Annotated in this window: 20 protein-coding genes and 1 tRNA gene; 4 read left to right on the forward strand and 17 right to left on the reverse strand. The window is 74.2% G+C overall.

The window, feature by feature from the left end; genetic code table 11:
* The first annotated feature begins 144 nt into the window (after positions 1-144).
* Together PGN05_RS04855 and PGN05_RS04860 are read left to right on the forward strand one after the other, a co-directional pair.
* Positions 145-453 (forward strand): hypothetical protein, encoded by a 309-nt coding sequence (locus PGN05_RS04855; protein ID WP_419751395.1) that lies wholly within the window; start codon positions 145-147, stop codon positions 451-453.
* A gap of 61 nt (positions 454-514) precedes the next feature.
* The gene (locus PGN05_RS04860) at positions 515-1201 is read left to right on the forward strand and encodes a DNA alkylation repair protein (protein ID WP_419751396.1); all 687 of its coding nucleotides are present in this window, start codon (positions 515-517) and stop codon (positions 1199-1201) included.
* 56 nt (positions 1202-1257) lie between these two features.
* Here PGN05_RS04860 and PGN05_RS04865 read toward each other — a convergent pair whose 3' ends face one another.
* From PGN05_RS04865 to PGN05_RS04880, 4 genes are all read right to left on the reverse strand, one after another.
* On the reverse strand, positions 1258-1800 hold the full coding sequence (locus tag PGN05_RS04865; RefSeq protein WP_419751397.1) for an NAD(P)H-dependent oxidoreductase: 543 nt from the start codon (positions 1798-1800) through the stop codon (positions 1258-1260).
* 74 nt (positions 1801-1874) lie between these two features.
* Positions 1875-3356 carry an aldehyde dehydrogenase family protein gene (locus PGN05_RS04870; protein WP_419751398.1) on the reverse strand — a complete coding sequence of 494 codons (1482 nt, stop codon included), beginning with the start codon at positions 3354-3356 and terminating at the stop codon, positions 1875-1877.
* Positions 3353-4489 (reverse strand): LLM class flavin-dependent oxidoreductase, encoded by a 1137-nt coding sequence (locus PGN05_RS04875; protein ID WP_419751399.1) that lies wholly within the window; start codon positions 4487-4489, stop codon positions 3353-3355. Before PGN05_RS04875 ends, PGN05_RS04870 begins: the two co-directional genes overlap by 4 nt.
* A 240-nt stretch (positions 4490-4729) precedes the next feature.
* On the reverse strand, positions 4730-5080 hold the full coding sequence (locus tag PGN05_RS04880) for a DoxX family protein (RefSeq protein WP_419751400.1): 351 nt from the start codon (positions 5078-5080) through the stop codon (positions 4730-4732).
* A gap of 259 nt (positions 5081-5339) precedes the next feature.
* Between PGN05_RS04880 and PGN05_RS04885 the strand changes: the two genes are divergently transcribed.
* Complete coding sequence (locus tag PGN05_RS04885) at positions 5340-6230, forward strand: sigma-70 family RNA polymerase sigma factor (protein WP_419751401.1); 891 nt, start codon at positions 5340-5342, stop codon at positions 6228-6230.
* 30 nt (positions 6231-6260) lie between these two features.
* Here PGN05_RS04885 and PGN05_RS04890 read toward each other — a convergent pair whose 3' ends face one another.
* The 9 genes from PGN05_RS04890 to PGN05_RS04930 all read right to left on the reverse strand — a co-directional run bounded on the left by PGN05_RS04890 (position 6261) and on the right by PGN05_RS04930 (position 17838).
* Complete coding sequence (locus PGN05_RS04890) at positions 6261-7004, reverse strand: hypothetical protein (protein ID WP_419751402.1); 744 nt, start codon at positions 7002-7004, stop codon at positions 6261-6263.
* A gap of 1 nt (position 7005) precedes the next feature.
* The gene (locus tag PGN05_RS04895) at positions 7006-7434 is read right to left on the reverse strand and encodes an S-adenosylmethionine decarboxylase (protein WP_419751403.1); all 429 of its coding nucleotides are present in this window, start codon (positions 7432-7434) and stop codon (positions 7006-7008) included.
* Positions 7435-7490: 56 nt separating this feature from the next.
* Positions 7491-9764, reverse strand: a complete 2274-nt coding sequence (locus tag PGN05_RS04900; RefSeq protein WP_419751404.1) for a putative bifunctional diguanylate cyclase/phosphodiesterase — start codon at positions 9762-9764, stop codon at positions 7491-7493.
* A gap of 186 nt (positions 9765-9950) precedes the next feature.
* Positions 9951-11174: an Nramp family divalent metal transporter gene (locus tag PGN05_RS04905; RefSeq protein WP_419751405.1), complete on the reverse strand. Its 1224-nt coding sequence runs from the start codon at positions 11172-11174 to the stop codon at positions 9951-9953.
* Positions 11175-11301: 127 nt separating this feature from the next.
* Positions 11302-12066 (reverse strand): esterase/lipase family protein, encoded by a 765-nt coding sequence (locus PGN05_RS04910; protein ID WP_419751406.1) that lies wholly within the window; start codon positions 12064-12066, stop codon positions 11302-11304.
* Positions 12067-12125: 59 nt separating this feature from the next.
* Positions 12126-15485: a molybdopterin cofactor-binding domain-containing protein gene (locus tag PGN05_RS04915; RefSeq protein ID WP_419751407.1), complete on the reverse strand. Its 3360-nt coding sequence runs from the start codon at positions 15483-15485 to the stop codon at positions 12126-12128.
* Positions 15482-15958: a (2Fe-2S)-binding protein gene (locus PGN05_RS04920; RefSeq protein ID WP_419751408.1), complete on the reverse strand. Its 477-nt coding sequence runs from the start codon at positions 15956-15958 to the stop codon at positions 15482-15484. The genes PGN05_RS04915 and PGN05_RS04920 overlap by 4 nt, the downstream gene beginning before the upstream one ends.
* A 28-nt stretch (positions 15959-15986) precedes the next feature.
* Positions 15987-17528: a GMC family oxidoreductase gene (locus tag PGN05_RS04925; RefSeq protein ID WP_419751409.1), complete on the reverse strand. Its 1542-nt coding sequence runs from the start codon at positions 17526-17528 to the stop codon at positions 15987-15989.
* 237 nt (positions 17529-17765) lie between these two features.
* Positions 17766-17838 (reverse strand) — tRNA-Asn (locus PGN05_RS04930).
* A 139-nt stretch (positions 17839-17977) separates the two neighbouring features.
* Here PGN05_RS04930 and PGN05_RS04935 point away from each other — a divergent pair.
* Entirely contained in the window at positions 17978-18301 is a 324-nt protein-coding gene (locus tag PGN05_RS04935) for a hypothetical protein (protein ID WP_419751410.1), read from the forward strand.
* A gap of 10 nt (positions 18302-18311) precedes the next feature.
* Here PGN05_RS04935 and PGN05_RS04940 read toward each other — a convergent pair whose 3' ends face one another.
* From PGN05_RS04940 to PGN05_RS04955, 4 genes are read right to left on the reverse strand one after another with little or no spacing between them, the layout of a single operon-like run.
* On the reverse strand, positions 18312-18893 hold the full coding sequence (locus tag PGN05_RS04940) for a hypothetical protein (protein ID WP_419751411.1): 582 nt from the start codon (positions 18891-18893) through the stop codon (positions 18312-18314).
* Positions 18890-20773 (reverse strand): DNA primase, encoded by a 1884-nt coding sequence (gene dnaG / locus PGN05_RS04945; protein WP_419751412.1) that lies wholly within the window; start codon positions 20771-20773, stop codon positions 18890-18892. The genes PGN05_RS04940 and dnaG overlap by 4 nt, the downstream gene beginning before the upstream one ends.
* Positions 20773-21291 carry a hypothetical protein gene (locus PGN05_RS04950; protein ID WP_419751413.1) on the reverse strand — a complete coding sequence of 173 codons (519 nt, stop codon included), beginning with the start codon at positions 21289-21291 and terminating at the stop codon, positions 20773-20775. The genes dnaG and PGN05_RS04950 overlap by 1 nt, the downstream gene beginning before the upstream one ends.
* A 14-nt stretch (positions 21292-21305) precedes the next feature.
* Positions 21306-21935, reverse strand: a complete 630-nt coding sequence (locus PGN05_RS04955; protein ID WP_419751414.1) for a YdcF family protein — start codon at positions 21933-21935, stop codon at positions 21306-21308.
* Positions 21936-21993 lie beyond the last annotated feature (58 nt).

Genomic DNA, 21993 nt, shown 5'->3' on the forward strand with positions numbered 1-21993 from the left:
GCCGTCGGAGCTCATCGCACCCGCCCGAGGACGCGCACCTCCGCAGGACTCCTGCTGAGGGCGGTCCGTTGGCCGTACGTTGGTCGCGTCGTCGCCGGACCTCCGCAGGTGCGGGCGACGTCCCCGACGAGGTGGAGGCAACCGATGGCGAGCGACCGGCCCGACCCGGGCGAGTTCCTCGAGATGGCCCAGCGCATGCTGCGCGAGCTGTTCGGCGACCAGCGGAGCGCGAGCGAGCCGTGGGCGGAGGCGACCCGCCGTCCGCGCGAGCGCGCCGAGGCCGGCAGCCGCGAGCCCAGCGCCCAGCGGCAGCGCGAGAACCTCACGTTCGCGCTCGCGACCCGCGCCGTCGAGGCGCTCGAGGACCTCGCGCTCAACGTCGCGGCGATCCGTCAGCGTCTCGAGCGCACGGACCCGCAGGCGTCGGGGGCGCCGCCCGAGAGGGAGGCGTGAGGTCCGACCGCGGCTGTACCGTCTCGAGCTCGATCCCGCCCGTTCCGGACAGGAGACCCCGGTGACCCAGACGACGGTGGCCCCGGCGACGGTGGCCGAGGTGATGGCCGAGCTCGCCGCGCTCGAGGACGCGAAGACCCGTGGGGTCAACGAGAGACACGGTGACGACCACGGCGTGAACCTCGGCGAGCTGCGCGCGCTGGCCAAGCGGCTGAAGACCCAGCAGGACCTCGCCCGTCGGCTCTGGGCGACCGGCGACAGCGCGGCGAGGCTGCTGGCGACCCTGATCTGCCGTCCGCGGGCGTTCGAGCGCGACGAGTTGGACGCCATGCTGCGCCAGGCGCGCACGCCGAAGGTGCACGACTGGCTCGTCAACTACGTGGTGAAGAAGAGCCCGCACGCCGAGGCGCTGCGCGTGGCCTGGGCCGCCGACCCGGATCCGGTCGTCGCCAGTGCCGGCTGGGCGCTGACCACCGAACGGGTGGCGAAGAAGCCGGCGGGCCTCGACCTCGCCGGGCTGCTCGACACCATCGAGGCGGAGATGCGGGACGCCCCGGACCGCCTGCAGTGGGCGATGAACCACTGCCTGGCGCAGATCGGGATCGAGCACGCCGGGCACCGCGCCCGTGCCATCGACATCGGGGAGCGCCTGCGGGTGCTCGAGGACCACCCGACTCCCCCCAACTGCACGTCGCCGTTCGCCCCCGTCTGGATCGCCGAGATGGTGCGCCGCCGGCACGACGGGTGAGGAGCCGAGCTCGCTGACGCTGCGGTGTCGCGACGACTCACCGCAGGTCGTCCCGCTCAGACCTGCGGCCTCAGGGCGGCCAGGGCTCCGGACGCACGGACCGCGGCGGTCAGGTCCGCCAGGGCGGCTCCGTGCGCTGCGGCGAGCGCAGCAGCCCCTGCCGTCAGCGTCCGCCGGTCGACGTAGGCCGTGTGGTCCAGGTACAGCCCGGGTGAGAGCACCTGGACGGCGAAGAAGCCGGCCAGCACGTCGCGCAGGTCGTCGACGGCCAGGAAGTGGTGTCCGTCGGCGCCGGTGAGGACGACCGCCGCGGCCTTCCCCTGCAGGGGCGCGGTGGTCTCACCCCACAGACCCCGTTCCAGCCGTTCGAGCACCCCCTTGAGGAGAGCGCTGTAGGTGGCCCGGTAGACCGGGCTGCCGACCACCACGGCGTCCGCCGCGTCGACGGCGCGGAGGACCTCCGGCAGGTCCGTTCCGCTGAGCTCGAGCAGGTGGGTCCTCGCCCCCTGCCGCTCGGCGCCGGCGAGGACGGCCGCCACCGCGGTGCTGGTCCGCCCCCCGGCCTCGGGTCCCCCGCCGATGCCCAGGATGGAGGTCATCCCCGCCCTCTCCGTGCGCGGTCCGCCCGCCGAGGGAGCCGGCGGCGGACCTGCGCCGCCGGCTCCCTCAGAGGTCACAGGACGATGTTGATCGACTTCGTCTGGGTGTAGCTGAGCAGCTCCTCGATCGACTCCTCCCGGCCCAGCCCGGAGGACTTGAAGCCACCGAAGGGCATGCCCATGTAGTGCTTCGAGGTCTCGTTGACCCACACGTAGCCCGCGTCCAGGGCCTGTGCCACCCGGTGGGCCCGGCGCACGTCGTTGGTGTAGACGCTGGCGGTCAGCCCGTAGGGAACGGAGTTCGCGATGGCCACCGGGTCGTCCTGGTCGGTCCACCGGATCACCGACAGGACCGGGCCGAAGATCTCCTGCTGGGCCACGGTGGACTCCGGGCCGATCCCGTCGAGGACGGTGGGTGCCACGTAGTACCCCCGGTCGAGGTGCTCGGGGCGGCCTCCCCCGGTGACCACGACCGCCCCCTCGTCCACCGCGGTCGCGATGTGCCCGAGGACCCGCCGGTAGTGCTGCTCGCTCACCAGCGGCCCCTGGTCGATCGTCGGGTCGAGCGGGGACCCGATGGTGCGCTTGTCGAGGATCCGCTGGATCCCCGCCACGACCTGGTCGGCGATCGACTCGTGCACGACCAGCCGCGAGGTCGACCCGCAGGACTGGCCCGACCAGGTGAAGTTCATCCCCTGGACCGCGCCGGCGGCCACCTCCTCGGGGTCGGCGTCGGGATAGGCCACCAGGGCGTTCTTCCCGCCGAGCTCGAGGCTGACCTCCTTGACCCCGCTGTCGGCGGCGTCGCGGAGGATGTGCTGCCCGGTCGGCACGCTGCCCGTGAACCCGATGCGGTGGACCAGCGGGCTCCGCACGAGCGCGCGGGGCACCTCGGGGCCGTTGCCCAGCACGATCTGCACCACGCCCGGCGGGAAGACGTCCTGGAGCAGCCGCGCCAGGTGCAGCGCCGACAGCGGGGTCACCTCGGCCGGCTTGAGGACGACGCAGTTGCCCGCGATCAGCGGGGTGGCCAGCGTCTTGACCGCGAACAGGATCGGGTGGTTGAACGGGATGATCCGGGCGACCACGCCGTAGGGCTGGCGCACGGTGAAGTGCGCTCCGCTGGTCGAGGGCAGCGAGTAGCCCTTCATCTCCAGCGCCAGGCCGGCGAAGTAGCGGCAGTACGCCGCGGCCAGCTGGACGTCGCCGGCCATGACCGCCATCGGCGCCCCGCCGTCCACCGCGTCGAGCAGCGCCAGGTCCTCGATGTGGGCCTCGACCACGTCCGCCATCCGGAGGACGAGGCTGGCCCGGTCCATCGGGTCGGTCGCCCGCCACTCCGGGAAGGCCGCCGCGGCCGCCCGCACCGCGGCCTCGACCTGGGCGGCGTCGGCGTCGGGCACCGACGCGATCCGCTGCCCGTTCACCGGGCTGGTGACCTCGTAGGTCCGCCCGCCCGTGGCGGGGACCAGCTCGCCGTCGACGAGCAGCCGCCAGTCCTGGGCCAGCAGCTCCTCGACGCGGGCCCAGTTGTCGGTCTCGGAGAGGGCGCTCATCGCAGCCCGGCTTCCACGAGCAAGGGGTGGGTCTCCTTCTGGAAGGTCTGCATGTCCTGGATGTAGCGGGGCCACGACAGCAGCACGCCGTCCAGCCCCGTCCCGGCGAGCGCCGCGAGCTGGTCGACCACCATCTCCTTGGTCCCGATGAGGGGGTAGCCGCCCCATCCGGCGACGAAGTGCCGCTTGGTCGCCTCGATCGTCTCCGGGGGGTGCGACCCGGAGTTCATCCCCAGCGTGGCGACCAGGTTGGAGACCGCCTCCCAGTCCCCCTTCTGGTTCACGTAGAGGTCGTAGTAGTCGTTCGCCGCCTTCTCCGTCTCGCCCTGGACGATGTAGGCGATGGTCCAGACGAGCAGCTCGCGGCCGTACTCCTCCCGGGCCAGGCGCTTGAAGTGGGCGACCTTCTCGGCCATGGCCGCGGGCTCGGTGATGCCTCCGGGCGTGATGAAGGTGACGTCGCAGTGCTTGGCCCCGAAGTGCATGCCGGCCGGGGACCCCCCGGCGTTCATGACGACGGGGTGCGGCCGCTGCACCGGGTGCGGGGAGAGGCTGGCGTCCTTCACCGTGAAGAAGCGACCCTCGAGGCTGAACGGCTCGTCCTCGGTCCAGAGCCGCTTGATGATGTCCAGCCACTCGACGGCGACCTCGTAGCGCAGGTCGTGGTCGAGCAGCGGCGCCCCGAACATCTCGATCTCGGGGGTGTTCCAGCCGGTCACGACGTTGAGCGCGAAGCGTCCCGAGGTGATGTGGTCGATCGTGGCGGCCTGCTTCGCCGCCATGACCGGGTGGATGGTCGGGACGTGCGAGGTCGCGAACACACCCGAGCGTGACGTCACCGCGCCGATGCCCGCCGCCCAGGTGAAGGACTCGAAGCCGGAGCCGTTGAAGTCCGTCTGGCCGCCGAAGCCCCGCCAGCGGCCCACCGGCACGATGGCCTCGAAGTCCATCTCGTCGGCCAGGAGGCCGAGGGTCCTGGTGCTGTCCCAGTCCGCGGTCAGCACGCCGTCGATGGTGGTCATGGTGCAGCCGCCACTGACGTTGGTCGAGAACGTGCCCAGCCGCAGCTTCCGGTCGCTGTAGACCGGGTGGCTGACCGCGCGCAGGCTGTCCGCCCTGGAGAGGGTCGTCACGTGGGAGTGTCCTTTCGCCGTTGGACTCGACGCGCACCACGGGCCGCGGATCGGGACGGGCACCCCCGGTGACGAGCCGCCCGGACGATGTCGCCCCGTGCCCGCCAGCCTGGACGAGCCGTCGTTCGTCCGCGTCCGAACTAGTGTCGCACGTCATACTCTGGCCGCGCGGGCGTGCGCCGTCAACCGGGCTCGGGGTGGGAGTCCGACTCTCGCCGCGCCGCCCCGCGGCGGCGGTCGTCAGCTGTCGACGAGGACCAGCAGGGAGGCCACGGCCAGCAGGAGGAAGGCCCCCGGGAACGGGGTGCTGCGCAGGACGCCGGTCTGCACGTGGCGGCCGATCGCGCAGACGAAGAACAGCGTGAGCCCGACCGCGGCGGCGATGCCGATGAGCCGCACCCCCAGCAGCCCGAGGACCAGTCCTGCGGCGCCCGCCATCTTCGCCGCTCCCAGGGCGGGTAGCCACGAGGTCGGCACGCGGACATCGGCGGCGGTGGCCAGCACGAACTGCGCACGCACCAGATCGCCGACGGCCACCGCGGCGTTGACCAGCGCGGTGACGACGACGACCGCGACCGCGGCGGCACTCACCGCTCGGCCCGTCCGCTGCCGGCAGCGGGCCGGCCCCCTGCGCTCGAGGCGCGCGGTCCCTCGGGACGCCAGGTCGACGTGGCGCGGGAACGATCCATCGGTGCCCTCCTCCGCACGAACGGTCGACTGGAGGACGGTGGCCGTCGGGCGGATGTGACCGGCCCGGTCGCGCCGCGGTCCCGCACCGCTGTCACATCCGTCGCGGTGGCGGCGTCTCCTCTCCGTGGGGACCGAGTCGCACGGGGGAGGCGAGGTGGTGGTGGACGAGTCCGAGGAGCTCGTGAACCGCTTCGGGGAGCACCGGCAGCACCTCCGCGCGGTCGCCTACCGGATGCTCGGCTCCCCGAGCGAGGCCGACGACGCGGTGCAGGAGGCGTGGCTGCGGCTCAGCCGCTCGGACGTCCGCGGCGTCGACGACCTCCGGGGCTGGCTGACGACCGTCGTCGCCCGGATCTCGCTGGACGCGCTGCGCTCGCGCCGGCATCGCCGCGAGGAGCCGCTCGGCCCGCACCTGCCCGAGCCCGTCGTCGCCCGCGACGACGGGACCGATCCCGAGTCCGAGGCGCTCCTGGCCGACTCGGTCGGACTCGCGTTGCTCGTCGTGCTCGACGAGCTGGCTCCGCCCGAGCGGCTGGCCTTCGTCCTGCACGACGTGTTCGCCGTCCCGTTCGACGAGATCGCCCCGATCGTGGAGCGGTCGCCCGCGGCGGCTCGCCAGCTCGCGAGCCGGGCGCGCCGGCGCGTCCGGGGTGCGCCCGTCCCGGCGGCGGACCGGGCCGGCCAGCGCCGGGTGGTGAGCGCGTTCCTCGCCGCGTCGCGCGACGGCGACTTCGACGCGCTGCTGGCCGTGCTCGACCCCACCGTCGTGCTCCGAGCCGACCGCGAGGTCCCTCCGGGAGCGCCGCGGGAGGTCCGCGGAGCCCGGGCGGTGGCCGCACGCGCCCTCGACTTCTCCGGACCCGCCCGGACGGCCCGGCCGGTGCTGGTGAACGGGTCGGCGGGCGCCGTGCTCGGGCCACACGGCCGACCGTTCGCCGTCATGGGCTTCACCGTCACCGAGGAGGACCGGATCGCCGAGATCGACGTCGTCGCCGACCCCGCGCGCGTGCGCCGCCTGGACCTGCCCGGCGTCGACGGCCACCGCGACTGAGGGGCGGCGCCGCTCGCGGGGCCGGGCCGCTCAGGCGGTCGGCACGAGCGGGTGCCCCGGCGGGACCAGTGGGTCGACCTCCGGGAGGAGGGCGCCGCGGCCGGGCGCCAGGTCCGCCGGGTCGAGGTGGATCGAGCCGAAGACGCCGTCCACCACGGCCGGGGCGACGTCGGGCCGGCGGGCGCGGATGCTCTCCCCCACGGCGTCGACGCGCATGACGCACGGCGTGCTGGCCGGCGACCCCAGGTAGGGCCGCGACGCCGCACCGGGCAGCGGAGCCCACGGCACCCCCATGACCCGCAGCAGCCGGAGCACCTTGTCGTCCAGGACGGTGACCAGCCCCTCGGCGCCGCAGATCCGCGGGTGCTCGAGGATGCCGTGACAGAGGGCCAGGGTGAGCTCGGCGCCGCCGGCACCGCTGCGGAACCGCCGGTCCACGGCCAGGCTCGCCACGTCCCACACCGGCCCGCCGGTGAGCCCCGCCCGTCCGAGGGCGTCCGCGACGTCGACGCGCCAGGGATCGCCGGCGACGTCGGCCAGCGTCTTCACCGGGCCGGCCGAGGGGTCCGGGAGGATCAGCCGGGCGGCGCCCAGGGCGGTCCCGGAGTCCTCGTCCAGCACCACGACGAAGCGGGACCGCGCCTCGAACGGGCCGTACTCCTGCTCCATCACCTCCGGCGTGTTGCCGAAGGCCTGGAGGAAGACCCGCCCCTCGACCGTGCGTGCGGCGTCCCGCTCGGCGGGGGTGTGCGCGACCAGCAGGCGGACGGGCACGTCAGAAGGACTTGGCGACGACGGTGCCCGCGTCGAGGAACCGGCGGGTGAAGGACACGGCGGTGTCGACGTCGAAGGCCTTGCACGTGTACAGGTCCACCGAGAAGAACAGCTGCGGCTGCTCCCAGGCGTAGAAGTGCGCGCCCGACGTCTCCCAGTGGATCCAGCCGGCCCAGCCGTAGAGGTCCGAGCGGTGCGTCACCGGCTCGAGGAGCTGCACCATGTCGACCTCGCGGGACAGCGCCGACAGGTAGCGCCGGATCTGCTCGTCGCCGATCGGGCGGGCCGGGATGCCCTCGATCACCAAGCGCTGGCGAACGATGCCCGGCGCGAGGTCACGCCAGTGCTCGGCGGCGCCCTGCGGCGGGATGAGGGTGTCCCCGAGGAGGCGGGGACGGAGCAGTTCACTGGCAGCAGGAGGAGGGCACACACACCCATCGTGTCCGAGTGACAGCGGAAAGCGCTGCACGACGCCGCGTGTCGGCGTCAGTCGGCAGCGCCCTCCCGGCTCAGCTGCGGGAGCAGGGTCGCGTCGAGCAGCGCCGAGTCGGCGGCCTCGAGCCAGGCGAGGAAGGCGTCGACCGGCATCGGGTGGGCGATCGCGTAGCCCTGGGCGACGTCGCAGCCCAGCTGGGCGAGCGCGGCGCTGGTCGAGACCGTCTCCACCCCCTCGGCCACGAGGCTGAGGCCCAGGTCGTGGGCGAGCGCGACGGTGTGCTGCACGATCGACGCGGCGCGCGGGTCGCGATCGACGTCCGCCGTGAGGCTGCGGTCCAGCTTGAGCTCGTCGGCCGGCAGGGTCCGCAGGTAGGCCAGCGAGCTGTAGCCGGTGCCGTAGTCGTCGATCGACGTCCGGACGCCGATGCGACGCAGGCTGCCCAGCACGGCGCGGCCCCGCTCGGGGTCGGCCATGAGGGTGTCCTCGACCAGCTCGAGGGTGAGCACCTGCGCCGGCAGCCCGTGGCGGTTCAGCGCGGCGACGACCTTCTGCGGCAGGTCGAGGTCGGTCACGTTGGCGGCCGACAGGTTGACCGAGACCGGGACGCGGTGCTCGCCCCACCACCGACCGGCCGCCTCGAGGGCCAGCTCGAGCACGGTGTCGGTGAGCGTGCGCAGCAGCCCCGCCTGCTCGGCGGCCTGGAGGAACTCGCCGGGGGCGAGCAGCCCGCGGGTCGGGTGGTTCCAGCGGACCAGGGCCTCCGCGCCGGAGACGCCGCCGTCCCGCAGGTCCAGCTGCGGCTGGAGGTGGACGGCCATCTGGCCCTCGTGGAGGGCGGTCCGCAGCTCCTCCATGGTGCGGAGGCGGTCGCCGCCCGGCTTGCCCGTGATCGGGTCCGGGACGTACAGCTGCACGCCGCCCCGGGCGCTCTTGGCGGTGTACATGGCGATGTCGGCGCAGTGCAGGAGGTCCTCGACGCCGGTCGCCGGCACCGGGATGGTCGCGACGCCGACACTCACGCCGACGTGCAGCCGCGTGCCGCCCACGGTGAAGGGCTCGAGCAGCAGGTCGCGCAGCCGCTCGGCGAGGAGCTGCGCCTGGGGCGCCGTGGTGTCGGGCAGCAGGACGGCGAACTCGTCACCGCCGAGGCGGGCGAGGACGTCGTCGCCGCGCAGGGCGCGCTGCAGCCGCGGCCCCACCTGCCGCAACAGGTCGTCGCCGGCGGCGTGGCCCAGGCTGTCGTTGACCTCCTTGAACCCGTCGAGGTCGAGCAGCAGCAGGGCACCGGGGCGGCCGGCGCTGGACGCGTCGACCATCTCCTGGGCGCGCTCGATCAGGGCGCGGCGGTTGGCCAGGCCGGTGAGCTCGTCGGTGCGGGCCTCCTGCTTGACCTCGTTGAAGGCACGCACCTCCCGGAAGGTCACGGCGATGCGGGCGATCCCGGCGAGCACGCAGAGGATGGCGAACCAGGCCGAGACCGGCGGCATCGGGTGGGTCCACCCCGAGCCGAGGACGACGAGGCTGGCCACGATGCAGGCCAGCGGCACGGCGAGCAGTCGCCAGCCGATCCGCGAGCCGCCGTTGCGGTTGACCGGCGCGCGCCGGTTGCGCGCCCCGGAGGCCGCGACGGCGGCGCAGACGATGCCCGCGAGCCAGCCCAGCTCCAGGGGCCCGCCGTCGACGTAGGCGCCGCGGACCTTGAGGGTGAACAGGATCATGTCCGCGGCGCACATGCAGCACAGCCCGAGGGTCACGGTGAGCAGGGTGCGGTCCAGGCGGACGCCGAGGATCGAGCCGACGGCCGCGAGGGTGGCCAGCAGCAGCACGCTGGTCACCGGGCCGACCAGCTCGATGGCGCCCACCGCCCGCTCGCCGGGGCCGGGGTACAGGTAGGGGCCGAGCAGGAAGCCCACGCCGGCGGCCAGGGTGCCGAAGGCGCCCACGACCCCGTCGAGCCACATGGAGGAGTGGAAGCGCGGCACGCGGGCCCGGATGAGGCCGACGACGTGGACGTAGATGGTCAGGTAGCCGGCCAGGGAGAACAGGTCGGCCAGCGCGGACGAGGGGCCGGTGCCCTCGACGCCGGCGGCGAGCACGCGCAGGGCGTTGCCGATCGCGCTCAACGTCAGGGCCACACCCAGACCCGCCCAGGCGATCCGCTCGGCCCGCACCCGGCGCGCGGCCGCGACGCAGGCCGCGGCAGCGGCCAGGTAGGGCAGGTTGTACAGGACGACGTCGTAGGTCCTGTCCCACACCGCGCCGTCGGGGCGATCCCCGACGCCGGTGGCGAACAGAGCCGCCAGACCGATGGTCAGGTACACCGCGAGGACGGGACGCCGCTGTGCGGTCGTCGCCTGTCCGGACCTCTCCACGATCAGGTGATCGGCCCGAGACGCCGGACTCGGAAGTGGAGTGACCCCACCGTCACCCGCAGGGGTGAGGACGCACCGACGGCGGCGAGCCGCCACGACGTCGGGCGACACCGGTCCCAGCCGCCGGCGGCACCCCTACGACAACAGCAGGACCAGCAGCACCGCGTTCAGGGTCAGGATCACGATGGTGACCAGACCGGCGACCACGGTCGTCCGGCGCCGGTTGACCAGTTCTCCCATGACGTCCGGGCGCCGGGTCAGCATCAGCAGCGGCACGAGCGCGAACGGGATCCCGAAGGACAGCACCACCTGCGACACGACCAGCGCCCAGGTGGGGTCGACGCCGAGCGCCAGGACCACCAGCGCGGGGAGCATGGTGAGCGCCCGGCGGAGGAACAGCGGGATCCGGCGCCGCAGGAAGCCGTCCATGATGACCTGGCCGGCGTAGGTGCCGACGCTCGAGGAGGCGAAACCCGACACGAGCAGGGCCACGGCGAACAGCAGCGCGGCCGCGCTGAAGGGGCCGAACCCCTCGTACGCGCCCTCCAGCGCGTTGTCGCCGAGCGACGTGCCGGCGAACAGGGCGGCCGCGACCAGCAGCATCGCCACGTTCACCAGCCCGGCCAGGGTCATCGCCACCGTGACGTCGATCCGCTGTGCCCGCAGCGCCTTCACCCGCTGCGTCACCGTGTGGGCCTCCGGCGAGTCGGTCACCAGCGCCGAGTGCAGGTAGATGGCGTGCGGCATCACGGTGGCGCCGAGGATCCCCGCGGCCAGCAACAGGCTGCCCTGGTCGTCGATCCGGGGCACCAGCCCGCTGACCGCGGCGGAGGCGTCGATGTCCGCGGTCAGGACGAGCAGCAGGAACGCGAAGACGATCAGGCCGAGATACGCGGTCACCGCGTGGATGTAGCGCCGGTCCCCCGGGGCCTGGAGGGCGAGCAGGAGGAACGCCCAGGCCCCGGTGACCAACCCGCCGACGAACAGGTCCATCCCGAAGATGAGGTGCAGCGCGATCGCACCGCCGACGATCTCGGCGAGGTCGGTCGCGATCGCCACCAGCTCGGCCTGGGCCCACAGCCCCCAGACGACCGGCCGGGGGTACTGCTGCCGGCAGTGCCGCGGCAGGGACATCCCGGTGGCCAGCCCGAGCTTGGCCGACAGGCTCTGCACGAACATCGCCATGAGGTTGGCCAGGACGATGACCCAGAGGAGCAGATAGCCGTACTCGGCGCCGGCCGAGAAGTTGGTCGCGAAGTTGCCGGGGTCGACGTAGGCGATGGCGGCCACGAACGCCGGGCCGACGATGGCGAACCGGCGCCGACGCGTGGCCCCGACCGGGTGTCGCTGCTCCAGCACGTTCCACTCCTCCATGCCCCTGAGCAGCCATCGTGACGGAGCACCTCCGGTTTCGCCCAACCCCCAATGCGAGGGAACAGCGACAGAGAGCCACGGTGCCGGGGCGGAGAGTGCGCGCCTCCCGGTGTCAGCGGCTGCGCGGGAAGAGCACCCGGAGTCCGAGCGGGGGGCGGAACGGTGTCCAGGTGCCCTCGGCCATCGCCAGCCGGTCGGCCAGCAGCCACAGCACCGCTGGGTTGCAGGCCAGGCCGAGGTGGCTCCCGCGCACCTCCACGTTCTCCCGCCTCGGGCGGATCTCGTACCGGCACGACGACCAGTGCACGATCCCGTCGGCCCGGGTGTAGACCGACGTCGCGGGCACCCGCAGGGCGCCGCGCTCGGCCCAGGGCCGGGGCAGCCCGGCAGCCCCGCGGAGGCGTCGGGTTCCGCGGTCCACGACCCCCGAGGCCGTGCGCACCCACGGTGCCCCTCGCCCGACCGGCGTCCCGAGGGTGACCAGTCCGCGGACGCTGCCCGGCGCGGCCCGGGCCAGTTCCTGCGCGTAGCGCCCGCCCAGACTCCAGCCGACCAGGCTGACCCGCCGTCCCGAGGTCCGGTGCAGCCGGTCGAGGTGGGCGCGCAACGCATCGACGACGCGGCTCGTCGGGCCGCGGTTGAGGCCCAGGTCCCAGCCCGACACGTGGTGTCCGAGGGCGCGGAGCACGGTCCGGAGCACCAGGGTGGCGGGATCGCCGGTCATCAGCCCGGGGAGGACCAGGACCGGGTGGCCGTCACCGCGGCGGGCGGCTGCGAACAACGGCCACGTGGCGGCGAGGGCGGCGACGTCCAGGCCGGCGCGCGGCGGCTCGGTGAGGAGCGCGGCTCGGGAGGGGAGGCGACGGACGGCAGGCACCCGGACAGGATCCCTGACGCGAGGCGCGGGTGCCGGCGGTTCCCCCTGCGGTCAGGCCCTCACCCGGCGAGCAGCCGGTCGGCCGCCCGCTCGACGAGCCCCGCGGCCGCGTCGAGCTTCCACCCGTTGCGCGGCAGCGGGTGCCCGATCCGGTCCAGCGCGCGGTCGACCGCGGCCCGGACCTCGGCGACCGACGGCGCCCGTCCGGTCAGCGCCCGCTCGGCACGGGGCAGCCGGATCGGCGTCGGCGCCATCGCGCCGAGCACCACGCGGACGTCGGTCCACGTCCCGGCGCCGTCCCGGGCCACGGAGAGCGTTGCTGCGGCGGTGGCGAAGTCGCCGGTGTAGAGCGCGAGCTTCTCGAACCGGGACGTGCGGGCCAGCGCGGCCGCGGGGACGACGACCTCGGTGACCAGCTCGCCCTCGCGCAGGCAGGTCTCGCCGGGTCCGGTGTAGAACTCGGCCATCGGCACCAGTGAGCGCCGTGCTCCGTGCGCGACCACGACGGTGGCGTCGAGGCCGAGCAGCACGGTGCCCAGGTCGGACGGCGTCACGGCCTGGCAGCGGTGCCCGCCGATCGCCGCGTGCTGGAAACGGTGGTCACCCTCGACGGCGTAGCAGGGCGAGGTGACCCCGTTGCGCTTGTAGCAGGGGAAGCCGTTGCGGAAGAACCAGCAGCGCTTCTCCTGCACGAGGTTGCCGGCCACGGTCGCGGCGTTGCGGATCTGGGGCGAGGCGATGGTCTCCACCGCGTCGGCCAGCGCGGGGACGCCGTGCTCGCGGGCCGCGGCGGCGAGCTCCGCCAGGGTCACCGCGGCGCCGACGTGGAGGTCGCCGTCCTCGTCGCGGCGGAGTGCCCGCAGTGTCGGCACGCCGGTCAGCGCCACCAGGACCGGCGCCGGGCGAGGCTGGCGGCGGCGTTCGACGACGACGTCGGAGGCACCGCCCACGGGCACCCCGCCGCCGGCGACCGCGGCGACCGCGCCGTCGAGCCGGGTCGGCACGACCACCTCCGGCGGGACGGGGACGCCGACCGGGACCACGCCACGGCCGATCCTGGTGCCCCAGCGGTGCAGTCCCGCGTGCAGCCCCCGCGGGTAGAGCGCCCGCATCGCCGTCACCCACCAGGTCGACGGCCGCCGCCAGAGGTGCAACCGCCGCCGGCGCCCCTCCTGCTCGGCGAGCGCGGTCAGCACCTTGTCGGGCGTGATCGGCAGCGAGCGGATCCGCACCCCGACCGCGTCGTACACCGCGTTGGCGACCGCCGCACCCGGCGGGATGATCGACATCTCCCCCACCGCCTTGGCCCCGTACGGGCCGGCCGGCTCGACGTTGCCCACGATGATCGGCCGCACCGAGGGCACGTCGGCCGAACGCGGCATCGCGTAGTGCAGGTAGCTGGTGTTGACCACCCGGCCGTCCTGCCGGATGGTCTCCTCGCCGAGCGCGCCCCCCAGGCCCATGACGGCGCCGCCGACGATCTGCCCTTCGACCATCGTCGGGTTGATCGCCCGGCCGACGTCGTGCGCGGCCACGTAGTCGACCACGGAGACCTCGCCGGTGCGCCGGTCGACGTCGACCACCGCGGCGTGCGCCGCGAAGGCGTAGGACGGGGAGAGGTTGGCCGTGCTCTTCGCCGGCGACAGCGGCTCGGTGCCGTCCAGCAGGTAGCTCGACTCGTGCGACCAGACGCCGTCGCGGGTGTCCGGGGACAGGCGGACCAGGTCGGCGAGCGCGACCGACCCCTGGTCGGAGACCACGGCGCCGTCCCGGAGCGCGACGTCCGTCGTGCCGAGCTTGGCGGCCCCCAGGGCCAGCACCTGCGCGGCCAGCTCCCGCGCGGTCTGCCCGACGGAGGAGCCGGTCATGTGGGTGCCGCGGGACGACCACGCGCCGAGCTCGAACGGCGTGCGGTCGCTGTCCATGGACAAGACCTCGACCCGGTCGAGCGGGACACCGAGCTCCTCGGTGGCCACCTGGGCGAGGATCGTGCTCTGGCCCGTGCCGGCGTCGGCGCCGCCGTAGCGCACCCGCACCCGGCCGTCGTCGAACAGGTCGATCGCGGCGTCGGCGCGGTTGGCGAACTCGTAGGCGTAGGCACCCGACCCGTGCGAGCCGGCCGCGACACCGACTCCGCGGCCGGGCCGCCGCTCGGTCTTGAGCGCCGTCCACCCGATCGCGTCGCGGACGGCGAGCAGGCAGTCGCCCAGCCGGTTCGTGCCGACCTCGTAGCCGCAGAGGGTGGTGGTGTGCTCGTCGGGCAGGTTGCGCAACCGCAGCTCCAGCGGATCGATGCCGAGCCGCTCGGCGATCTCGTCGACCTGGCTCTCCATGGCCAGCGACACCTGCGGGGTGCCGTAGCCGCGGAACTGGCCGCCGGGCTGGGTGGCGGTGTCGACCAGCCGCGCGGTGAAGCGGACGCCGTCGGGCCGGTACATCGAGCCGAGCGTGATGACGCCGACGCGCATCACCGACGTCCCCATGTGGTTGTAGGACCCGTTGTCGACGGTGACATCGGCCTCGAGCGCGCGGAGGACGCCGTTCGCGTCGGCGTGCGTCGTCAGGGTCGTCTCGAAGCGGTGCCGCGGCTTGTTGCTGGCGAACTCCTCCTCGCGTGACTGCTCGAGGAGGACCGGCCGGCCCGCCGCGCGGGACAGGGCCGCGGCGAGCACCTCGTGCTCGGAGATCTTCGACTTGGAGCCGAAGCCGCCACCGACCGCCACCTCGCGGAGGACGACGTCGTCGTGCGGGATGCCGAGGAGGTGGCTGACCTCCTTCTGGATGAACCACGGCGCCTGGGTCGACGTCCACAGCTCGACCCGGCCGTCCTGCCAGGACGCCAGGGTCGTGTTGGGTTCCATGACGGCGTGCGACAGGCTCGGGTAGACGAAGCTGCCGGTGGTCGACACGGTGGCCGCGGCGCGGCCGGCCGCGACGTCGCCCCACTCGACGTCGAGCAGCATCGAGACGTTCGGCTCGTCGGTCGTGCGCTCGTGCAGGCGCCGCGCGTCCGGGGCGCGGGCCTCGCGCACGGTCACCGGCGCGCGGCGCACCCGGTAGCGCACCCGGATCGCGGCGCAGGCGGCGCGCGCCAGTTCAAGGGTGTCGGCCGCGACGGCGGCGACCTCCTGCCCGACGTGCCGGACGACGCCGGAGGCCAGGGGCGGGCGGTCGGACAGTGGCGCGCCCCGGTGGAGGTACGTGACGCCGGGTGGGAAGTCCGCAGCGGTGATCACGGCGTGCACCCCGGGCATCCGCAGCGCCGGCCGGACGTCGATCGAGCGGATCTCGGCGTACGGGTGCGGCGAGCGCAGCACCGCCGCGTGCAGGTGCTCCCCGGTGAGGTCGGCGGTGTAGCGGAGGGTGCCGAGACTGCGGGCCTCCCAGTCCAGCGGCCGGACCCGCTCGCCGACGCTCACGCCGGCTCCGTGGCACGCCGGTCCGCGACCGCGCAGACGGCGTCGACGATGGCCTGGTAGCCGGTGCAGCGGCAGATGTTGCCGGAGAGCCGGTGGCGCACGTGCCGCCGCCGCTCGACGTCGTCCGCGGGCAGCCCCTCGCGCAGCAGCGCCTGCGCCGAGACGACCTGCCCGGGCGTGCAGAAGCCGCACTGGAAGGCGCCGCGGTCGGCGAACTCCGCGCGCAGGTCGCGGGTCTGGTCGGCCAGGCCCTCGCTGGTCCAGACAGCACCCCGGACGAGCGCGGCCGGCGTCGTGCACGACATCCGGACCCCGCCGTCGACGAGCACCGTGCAGGCGCCGCACTCCCCCCGTCCGCAGGCCACCTTGGTGGCGGTCAGGCCGAGCTGCCCGCGCAGCACCGTGCTCAGCGGCTCGAGGCCGGCGACCTCGACGTCGACGAGCTCCCCGTTCACGGTCAGCTGGTGGCGCACCGTTCTCCTCCCGTGCCGGGCACCCCGGTCAGCCGGCCGCGATCAGGTCCGCCGCCCGCTCGGCGATCATCGCGGTCGTGGCGTTCGTGTTGGCCGAGGTGATGGTCGGCATGACCGAGGCATCGGCGATGCGGAGTCCCTCGAGCCCGCGCACCCGCAGCTCGGGGTCGACGACCGCGGCCTCGTCGACGCCCATGGCACAGGTTCCCACCGGGTGGAAGTAGGGCATCGCCGCGTGTCGAACGAAGTCCTCGGCGCCGGCGGCGTCCAGCGGCCGGTCCGGGGCGACCCACGCACCGATCAGCTTGCTGAAGGCCGGCTGCGCCGCCAGCTCCAGGCCGATCTCGACGCCGCGCACGAGGGCCGCGACGTCGGCCGGATCGGCGAGCAGGTTGGGCTGGATGTCCAGGGCGGCGTCCGGGGCTGCGCCGGTCAGGCGGAGGGAACCGCGGCTGCGGACGACCATGAGCCCGGGCGCGAGGACGAACGCGTTCGGCGGCACCGGGTAGCGGGCGGCGATCTCGGGCGAGACGTAGGGGATCTGGACCGAGACGAACTGCAGGTCGGGAACCGGCAGGGCCGGGTCGCTGCGCCAGAACGCCGCGCTGCCCTCGAGGTTGTCCTGGAACGGCGGCAGGGGCTCGGCCGCCGCGAAGCAGAGCCCCGCCACGATGGGGTGCTCCTGCAGGTTGGCGCCGACGCCGGGGAGGTCGTGCCGGACCTCGACACCCACCGATCGCAACTGGTCGGCGGGCCCGATCCCGGAGGTCAGCAACAGCTTGGGACTGTTGATCGCGCCCGCGCTGAGCACCACCTCGCGGGTCGCCGTCACCTGCGTCGTGCGGCCGTCCTGGACGAACTCCACACCGGTGCACCGCGAGCCGGCCAGGTGCAGCCGGGTGACCTCCGCTCCGGTGAGCAGGGTGAGGCGGTCCGAGCCCAGGACCGGCTCGAGGTGCCCCGTCCACGTGCTGGTCCGCCGTCCGCCCACGGCGGCCATGTTGATGGGGCCGACACCCACCGGCTCCGGCACGTTGACGTCGTCGAGGTAGGGCATCCCGTAGGAGAGGGCCGACTCGATCAGCGCCGACGCGACCGGGTGCTCGGCCCCGGACCGCTCGAGGCGAACCGGTCCTCCCGCACCGCGGTAGGTCGAGGCGCCGCCCTGCCAGTCCTCGCTGCGCCGGAAGTAGGGCAGCACCGACTCGTAGTCCCAGCCGGTGTTCCCGGCAGCGGCCCACCCGTCGAAGTCCCGCCGCTGCCCGCGCACCCACACGAGGGCGTTGGTGCTGCCCGACCCACCGAGGACGCGCCCGCGGGACAGGAAGAGGCTGCGGCCCGCCGTGTGCTCGGTCGGCGTGTACACGTAGCCCCAGTCGTGGGCGGCGCCGATGTTCTCGACCCAGCGGGTCGGGTCGGCCACGGTCGGCAGCCCATCGGGAGGCCCGCCGGCCTCGACGACCAGCACGGTCCCGTCGGTGGCGTCCAGCAGCCGCCGGGCCAGGACACAGCCGGCAGTGCCGGCGCCCACGACGACGTAGTCGAAGCTCGGGACGTCGGAACGGGACATGTCGACTCCTCGGGAGACGGGCCGGCGAGGCAGTCCAGCTGCCGAGCCACCAGCGGGCGGCTCGCACTCTGTCCGGGACGACGCACGAGGGTCAAGCAGATCCGCCGCCGGCGACCCGGCGCACGAGAGATGGAGGCGCCATCAGCAGCGTGGTCGGCCGGCCGGGCGTCACCGGCGCGAGGGGGAGGGACCGCATCGTCGGCGACCGTCTCGACGTCGCCCCGACCTGCGGTGGTGCTCCCCCGATTGGACTCGAACCAATAACCCTGCGATTAACAGTCGCATGCTCTGCCAATTGAGCTACGGGGGACCGGCGGGACGGACCCGCGCGCCTCGGCAAGGGTACCCGACGCCGTCTCCCGCACCGCGGAGGGCCTCTCACGTCGCGCGCCACCGCTGGTCCCGGTTACCGTGATCGCCCGCTCTCTCGATCACTCAGGAGGTCCCCCGTGGCGAAGCTGTCCTTCCTCGCCGGCTTCGGTGCCGGGTACGTGCTCGGCGCCAAGGCCGGGCGCGAGCGCTACGAGCAGATCCGCAAGGCGTGGGACAACGCCAAGGACAACCCGCAGCTGCAGGGTGTGGCGGGGATGGCCCAGGCCCGCGCCGACGCGGTGGTCAACTCGGTGAAGAGCCGGATGGGCCAGGACACCTCGGGCGGCCCGCGACCCACCCCGGCGAGCACGACCGGCACGGCAGCGGCACCGGCGAGCACGGTGGCACCGGCCAGCACGCCGGGCACGATCCCCCCTGCCAGCACCACGCCGATCCCCTGACGGCGGCGGTTCAGACCACCTGGTCGGCGGCGACGGCCTCGGCGAGCTTCTGTCGCGCCGCCTCGCGCGCGACGGGGTCGCTGCGGTCGGCGTCGTCGTCGAACACCACGGTCCACTCCCGCGCCGCCTGACCGGGCACCCGCCGCGCCACCAGCACGACCTCGCCCCGGCCGGGCAGGGGGGCCCGGCGGCTGGCGACCACGGTCTGGTCCACCCGGCGGCGGACGACCGCCGGCAGGTCGCCCGCGTCGTCGAGCGCGTGCCGGTCGGCGGGCAGCCGCGCCTGCACGCCGGGTTCGACCTCGGTCAGGGCGATGACCTCGAAACGGCCGCCGCCGTCGCCGGTCGCCGTCCAGCGGGCGGACGCGACCTCGTGCCACGGGAGGACGTCGGCCTGCCCGGCCTCGGCGAGCGGCAGCCCGGCCGGCACGCGGCGCAGCCCCTGGGACGTCGCCACCAGCCAGCCCTGGTCGCGGACGAGCACGCCCCAGGCCAGCACCCGCTCGTCGGGGTCGGGCGAGGCCTGGACGACGGCGCACACGGGCTCCGGCGGGCGGGCGAACCGGCGCCGCACCCGGTCGAGCAGCGTCACTTGGCCAGCCCGCCCATCGCCCGCTGGCGCAGCGAGATCGCCTGCTGCTCGAGCGCCATGAGCTGGCTGAACGCCTTCATGTACTCGTCGGCGGCCTCGACCGGGTTCATCCGCTGCAGCTTCCCCTTGAGCGCGGCGACCCGGCGGACGGTGTGCATCTCCTCCAGCCGGGCCAGCACCGCGCCGACGTAGGCGGCGTCCGCCTCGTGCGACGAGCGCAGCGGCTCCACGGCCAGCGCGGTCAGTTGCGCCCGGGCGCTCTCGCTGGTGCAGTGCGCCGCGACCTCGTCCAGCCACGCCGGCCCCGTGACGCGGGTGGCCGCCGCTCCCCCGGTGCCGGCGACCGCCGCGGCCACCGCCGCGTAGTCGGGGTCGGTGTAGGCCTCGACCGGGATGGCGTCGAACGACGGCCCGGCCAGCTCCGGCACCTGCAGCGCCGTCTTCACGGCCTCCCGCTCGACGGCGACCGCGATGTCGTCCGGTGAGCGCTTCGGCGTCCCGGCCCGCGGCCGCTGCGAGGCCTGCCCGTCGCCGGTGAGCCTGCGCACGCGCTCCAGCACCTCGGCCTCGTCGGTGTTGCCGATCATCCCGGCGAGCTGGCGGGCGTAGGCGGGCCGCAGCGCGTGGTCCTTGATCTGCGCGACCAGCGGCACGGTCTTCTCCAGTGCAGCGACCCGGCCCTCGACGGTGTCCAGGTCGTAGCCGGCCAGCGTCGTCTTCAGCACGAAGGCGATCAGCGGCGTCCGGCGGGCGACGAGGTCCCGGACGGCGGCGTCGCCGTGCGCCTGCCGGAGTTCGCACGGGTCGCGGCCGTCGGGCTCGACGGCGACGAACGTCTGCCCGACGAAGCGCTGGTCCTCGGCGAAGGTCTTCATCGCCGCGTTCTGGCCCGCGGCGTCGCCGTCGAAGGTGTAGATGACCTCGCCGCGGAACTCGTCCTGGTCCATCAGCAGCCGCCGGAGGACGCCGATGTGCTCGGCCCCGAAGGCGGTGCCGCACGAGGCCACCGCGGTGGTGACGCCGGCCAGGTGGCAGGCCATGACGTCGGTGTAGCCCTCGACGACGACCGCCTGGTGGCGGCGGGCGATGTCGCGCTTGGCCCGGTCCACGCCGTAGAGGACGGTGGACTTCTTGTAGAGCGGGGTCTCCGGGGTGTTCAGGTACTTGGGCCCGGGGTCGTCGTCCATCAGCTTGCGGGCGCCGAAGCCGATGACGTCGCCGGTGATGTCGCGGATCGGCCAGACCAGGCGGCGGTGGAACCGGTCGATGAGGGTCCCCCGCGAGGACTCCTTCGCCAGCCCCGCCGTCACCAGCTCCGGCTGGGTGAAGCCCTTGCCGCGCAGGTGGCGGGTCAGCGTGTCCCAGCCGCCGGGCGCGTAGCCGCAGCTGAAGTCCAGCGCCACCTGCCGGTCGAAGCCGCGGTCGGCGAGGAACTGCCGCGCGGGCGCCGCCTCCGGCGAGCCGAGCTGCTCGGCGTAGAACGCCGCGGCCGCGGTGTTGGCCGCGACCAGCCGGGCACGCTGGCCGGCCTGCTCCCTGGGGGGCGCACCGGTGGGCCGACCGCCGTCGTCCTCGTAGTGCAGCTCGACGTTGGTCCGCCCGGCCAGCAGCTCGACCGCCTCGCCGAACGAGAGGTGGTCGATCTCCTGCACGAAGCGGATGACGTCGCCGCCCACCCCGCAGCCGAAACAGTGATAGAGCCCCCGGCTCGGGGTGACGTGGAAGGACGGCGACTTCTCGTCGTGGAAGGGGCAGAGGCCCTTGAGCGAACCGCCGCCGGCGCGCTTGAGCTGCAGGTGCTCGCCGATGACCTCGTCGATCTTGCTCCGCTCGCGGACGAGCGCGATGTCGGCCGCCCGGATGCGACCCCGGCCGGCCATCAGCTGCCCCCCGCCGTGGCGCCGCCGACCGCGGCCACGGTCGCGCCCGTGATCGCCGCCTGGTCGCGGCGGCTCATCACCAGGGCCAGCCACAGCAGGAAGACCTGCTGGTCCAGCGGCATCGAGTCGTCGGCGGTCAGCGTCGGGCGCGGCGACCAGCCGCCCGTCGTCCCCGTCTGGGCGACCACCCGCCCGCCCGAGAGGTAGCGCTGCCCACCCGTCCAGCGGGACACCACCTCCGCCTGCACCGGCGTCCCCGCCAGGTCGGCCTCCCAGGTGCCCTTCCAGAACGAGGTCTGCCAGGCCCGCAGCCGGGCGGTGTCCTCGGGGTCGACCGCCCAGCGTGCGACGAGCTCGCGCTTGCGCTTGGTGAGCAGCCACTCGCGGTCGCCGACGACGGCCGTGGCGGCCTCCTTCCAGGTCGAGGCCCGCAGCGTGGCCACGACGGCGCCGTCGCGCAGCACGGGCAGCACGCCCTTCTCGGTGCCGGCCGAGCCGGCCTTGCCCAGTTCGAGCACGGTGTCCTCCTCCCTCAACCGATCCCGGGCGCGCCGGCGACGCTCTCCCCGGTCACCCGGTAGAGCAGGTAGGCCGCCGTCTCGCGGAGGATGTACCGGAACTGTGTGGCACGGGTCTGCACCGCCGGGCCCTGCCGGGTCGGCGAGCTGTCGGCGGCGATGCCGGCGTCCTCGGCCATCCGCTCGGCGCGCATGGCGTGCCACGGGTCGGTGACCAGCACCGCCGAGGACCAGCCGCGCTCCTGGAACGCCGTGCCCACCGCCCGCATGCTCTCCAGGGTGTCCACCCCCTGCTGCACGGGCAGCAGTGCGTCGGCCGGGATGCCGGCGTCGGCGAGGTAGGCGGCACCGGCCTCGGCCTCGGTGAACTGGTCACCGGCGGCCTTGCCGCCCACCGTCACGATGACGGGCGCCACGTCGGCCTCGTAGAGCCGGATCGCGTGCTCCAGCCGCGCCTCGAAGATGGACGACGGGACGCCGTTGTACTGCGCCGACCCGAGCACCACGATCGCGTCGGACGCCGGGCGGGAGTCCTGCCGCGCCGTCCACCAGATCGCCGTCGCCGTGGAGGCGACCAGCAGGAAGAAGGCGATCACGAGCGCGCCGACGACCCTCCCGACCAGGCTCCCCGCGCGCACCGCCACCCGTCATGGGTACCACGCGGCACCCACGAAGGCCCCGGTGCAGGGGCCCGCGTCGAGC

The sequence above is a fragment of the Geodermatophilus sp. CPCC 206100 genome, from assembly GCF_048569675.1.
In the GTDB taxonomy this organism is placed as follows: domain Bacteria; phylum Actinomycetota; class Actinomycetes; order Mycobacteriales; family Geodermatophilaceae; genus Geodermatophilus.

Bases quoted from the DNA above. Each gene is read 5' to 3' on its own strand.
- PGN05_RS04855 (WP_419751395.1), top strand. From the start codon at position 145: ATGGCGAGCGACCGGCCCGACCCGGGCGAGTTCCTCGAGATGGCCCAG.
- PGN05_RS04865 (WP_419751397.1), bottom strand. From the start codon at position 1,800: ATGACCTCCATCCTGGGCATCGGCGGGGGACCCGAGGCCGGGGGGCGG.
- PGN05_RS04870 (WP_419751398.1), bottom strand. From the start codon at position 3,356: ATGAGCGCCCTCTCCGAGACCGACAACTGGGCCCGCGTCGAGGAGCTG.
- PGN05_RS04925 (WP_419751409.1), bottom strand. From the start codon at position 17,528: ATGTCCCGTTCCGACGTCCCGAGCTTCGACTACGTCGTCGTGGGCGCC.
- dnaG (WP_419751412.1), bottom strand. From the start codon at position 20,773: ATGGCCGGCCGGGGTCGCATCCGGGCGGCCGACATCGCGCTCGTCCGC.